The organism is Neosynechococcus sphagnicola sy1, from assembly GCF_000775285.1.
Classification (GTDB): domain Bacteria; phylum Cyanobacteriota; class Cyanobacteriia; order Neosynechococcales; family Neosynechococcaceae; genus Neosynechococcus; species Neosynechococcus sphagnicola.
The window spans coordinates 1-2,539 of record NZ_JJML01000095.1; the positions used below are offsets into that span (position 1 = coordinate 1).

6 protein-coding genes are annotated in these 2,539 nt (G+C 47.3%); 4 read left to right on the forward strand and 2 right to left on the reverse strand.

What is annotated here, in order from left to right:
- Nucleotides 1-144: 144 nt before the first annotated feature.
- From DO97_RS20170 to DO97_RS22730, 4 genes are all read left to right on the forward strand, one after another.
- Nucleotides 145-330, forward strand: coding sequence for a ribbon-helix-helix domain-containing protein (locus tag DO97_RS20170; RefSeq protein WP_036536079.1), 186 nt, complete (start codon nucleotides 145-147; stop codon nucleotides 328-330).
- The gene (locus DO97_RS20175; RefSeq protein WP_036536816.1) at nucleotides 317-568 is read left to right on the forward strand and encodes a ssr2422 family thylakoid membrane protein; all 252 of its coding nucleotides are present in this window, start codon (nucleotides 317-319) and stop codon (nucleotides 566-568) included. Before DO97_RS20170 ends, DO97_RS20175 begins: the two co-directional genes overlap by 14 nt.
- Nucleotides 565-825, forward strand: a complete 261-nt coding sequence (locus tag DO97_RS20180; RefSeq protein WP_036537081.1) for a hypothetical protein — start codon at nucleotides 565-567, stop codon at nucleotides 823-825. The genes DO97_RS20175 and DO97_RS20180 overlap by 4 nt, the downstream gene beginning before the upstream one ends.
- A gap of 673 nt (nucleotides 826-1,498) precedes the next feature.
- Nucleotides 1,499-1,663 (forward strand): CopG family ribbon-helix-helix protein, encoded by a 165-nt coding sequence (locus DO97_RS22730; RefSeq protein ID WP_081980900.1) that lies wholly within the window; start codon nucleotides 1,499-1,501, stop codon nucleotides 1,661-1,663.
- On the opposite strand, the gene DO97_RS20190 is transcribed toward DO97_RS22730, so the two are convergent.
- Together DO97_RS20190 and DO97_RS20195 are read right to left on the reverse strand one after the other, a co-directional pair.
- A complete protein-coding gene (locus tag DO97_RS20190) occupies nucleotides 1,638-1,886 on the reverse strand; it encodes a hypothetical protein (RefSeq protein ID WP_036537087.1) in 249 nt (82 codons plus the stop codon). The two genes, DO97_RS22730 and DO97_RS20190, sit on opposite strands and share 26 nt — an antisense overlap.
- The gene (locus DO97_RS20195; protein ID WP_036537089.1) at nucleotides 1,870-2,088 is read right to left on the reverse strand and encodes a hypothetical protein; all 219 of its coding nucleotides are present in this window, start codon (nucleotides 2,086-2,088) and stop codon (nucleotides 1,870-1,872) included. Before DO97_RS20195 ends, DO97_RS20190 begins: the two co-directional genes overlap by 17 nt.
- Nucleotides 2,089-2,539: the final 451 nt, after the last annotated feature.

The window sequence follows — 2,539 nt, forward strand, 5'->3', positions numbered from 1 at the left end:
AGAGCGTTTATTTTGGTCGGCGGACGCTCTCTCTTTATGTGTGCAAACTCATGGTAGTGCTACTATTGTTTAATATAAACTATTAATAACTACTTTTGTGTTATCCTTAAACTCTAAGTCGTAATTATGATTAAGGATGTAGTCATGGCTGACAATATGGCAACAGAAAAGATTCGGACATCTATTTATCTCAAAGAAGACCTTAAGAAGGAGCTTGAGCGCTTAGCCAAGGTTGAGCGCAGAAGCCTTAACAACCTGATTGAGATTCTGGTTGAGGACGCTATTGAAGAAGCCAAAAAGGAAGGCAAACTAACCCATGCAAGCAAGTGAAGGGGATACTCTAGCCAGGATTGAGGCACTGGTAGAGAAGAATGCAGAAGCTATTTCCAAGCATCAAAGCGGTCTAGACAAGGCAGAAACCCGATTTGATGCTTACGTTAAAGCTTCTGAGAGGGTTGAACGGCTGGCGACAACGATCATCATTACTGCTGGCACTGTTACTTTACTTTCTCCCTTGCTTCAATCCATCGCCCCAACCATCCGGGCATTCATCGGAGGTGCAGCATGACAAATGAAGAGATGCAGCAAGTCATTGAGGGAATGTTGAGTGTGCAACGAGAATTGCAAAATCGTCAACTCGCCTTTATGGATGAGTTAGAAGCAATGAAGCTGAACATCCAGGGACTTATCCACGTTGCCGCAGAAACCAATGTCAAGTTTGAACGACTGGTTGGTTACAGCATTAATCGGGAACGAGACTCTCTAGATATTCAGCAAGATATCCTTGACCTCAAACGGCGCGTCACTCAACTGGAGCAGCGATGAGCCTAACTTCAGAAGGAAGACAGCAGCTATGGGATCGGGCCGGGTGGTGGCTATTTGTGCTTGATCTCGCGTTGGTGTTTTTGCTGATGGGATTGTGGCAACCTGAACGATGCTGAGGACTGTGATGGAGGCTGTGATTACCCCGGAATTTACCCCGCTCCTTTGTTGATAATGCCCGAAAGCTTTACCTATTATTTCTTTCAGCCGATGGTGACACCTCGTTCGGGACGAGGGGGTCGCAGGTTCAAATCCTGTCATCCCGATTGGTTGGGGAACCGTTAATTGGTAAGGCTTTTGGGAATTCCAGACAATTCCTGAAGGTCTTTTTTGATGTCAATAAGACACTAAATATAGGCTGTTTAGAGTGTTTGGGGTCGTAAAATTACCCACTCTATCTGGTAACACTTCAGAAGCTGAAAATCTCGATCCAGAAGTTGACCTCGATCTGGTCGAGGGGTAGTACTGATGAGGTCAATTTCTCTAGACGATCTGAAAACTTACCCTGCCATTGGTTCCTGGGCATGGGGAGATCTAGGCATCCCCTACCAGGTGGTGAAGCGACTTAAAGAGTCGGGACAGTTCTGGCTGATTGTTGCAACTCCCGTGTGTACATTGCATACATTAGCTACAGCTACATTAGCTAGTAAGAGGGAAAATAAAGAGGCTCTCCGCCATGTCGACCAGTGAAACCGTGACCGTTCGCCTGTCACCAGAAATCAAGAGCAAGCTGGAAGCCCTTGCTCAAAGCACTCGCCGTAGTAAATCATGGTTAGCGGCTGAGGCGATCGCCCTCTATGTCGAATCCCCAGTGTTTATTTTTGCTGAACGAGTTGTCTGAGGAGAGCATTGTTTTCTTGGACAGCCTGGGTCAGCTCGCGTATATTGCCCTGCAACTCAGTAGCCTGACGTTGAGAGTATTCAAGCTGAGGGGAGCAAATTTGTCCATAGAAGGCTAGGAAACCCGCTCCCAACAGCGTCAGAATGCCCGTAATTGCCCCCACCAGTTGCAACGCCTGAGAAGCTGGGATAGGGGATGGCGTGGGATTAATCGTCGAGTTCATCTGTATCACCTATTTCAGACAATCGGTCGTCATACTCACCGGAATTGAGATAGTCCCTCAGCTCTGCCTCAGAAACGGGCGACATGAGCAGCTCCCCAGGGCGAACGACAAAATTCATGTGTTCCTGACCACCGACAGGAGGGAGATGACCGTAGAGAGTGGGGTAAAAATCAGGATGACCGGGCAAGATTAGGGAGTCCATTTTTCCAGTACCACAGACCAAACTGCATTAGAGGGGTATTTAGCTCTGACACCGACGCGGCGGGTCAAGGGCAACGGAAGGGAATCAAAGACAAAAATCTGCTGTTCATTGAACGGGCAATAGAAAGACTTGATGCCCTGGTTAGCGCCATCAAAAGACTGACAAATCAGTCCCGGTAGGATGTTGGGATTGCTGTTAGGTCTGAGAGAGAGCCTAACGATTTCATCTCCAGTACCTAGAGGGACTGAATAACGCCAGTCGCTACTGACCTTAATAGACCCAATGGTGAACCAGACCATTAACGACTTGAGCCAATCAGGCTGACAGAATCAATGTTGATTCCCTGATACTTCTTGCCGTTTAAACTTCCACCCGTAACCAGGTCATTCAAGTTATCAATCTGAGCGAATCGGATAATCGAACTCTTTTTAGTAGAGCCACCTAAGTTGAT

Bases quoted from the DNA above. Each gene is read 5' to 3' on its own strand.
- DO97_RS20175 (WP_036536816.1), top strand. From the start codon at position 317: ATGCAAGCAAGTGAAGGGGATACTCTAGCCAGGATTGAGGCACTGGTA.
- DO97_RS20190 (WP_036537087.1), bottom strand. From the start codon at position 1,886: ATGAACTCGACGATTAATCCCACGCCATCCCCTATCCCAGCTTCTCAG.
- DO97_RS20180 (WP_036537081.1), top strand. From the start codon at position 565: ATGACAAATGAAGAGATGCAGCAAGTCATTGAGGGAATGTTGAGTGTG.
- DO97_RS20195 (WP_036537089.1), bottom strand. From the start codon at position 2,088: ATGGACTCCCTAATCTTGCCCGGTCATCCTGATTTTTACCCCACTCTC.
- DO97_RS20170 (WP_036536079.1), top strand. From the start codon at position 145: ATGGCTGACAATATGGCAACAGAAAAGATTCGGACATCTATTTATCTC.
- DO97_RS22730 (WP_081980900.1), top strand. From the start codon at position 1,499: ATGTCGACCAGTGAAACCGTGACCGTTCGCCTGTCACCAGAAATCAAG.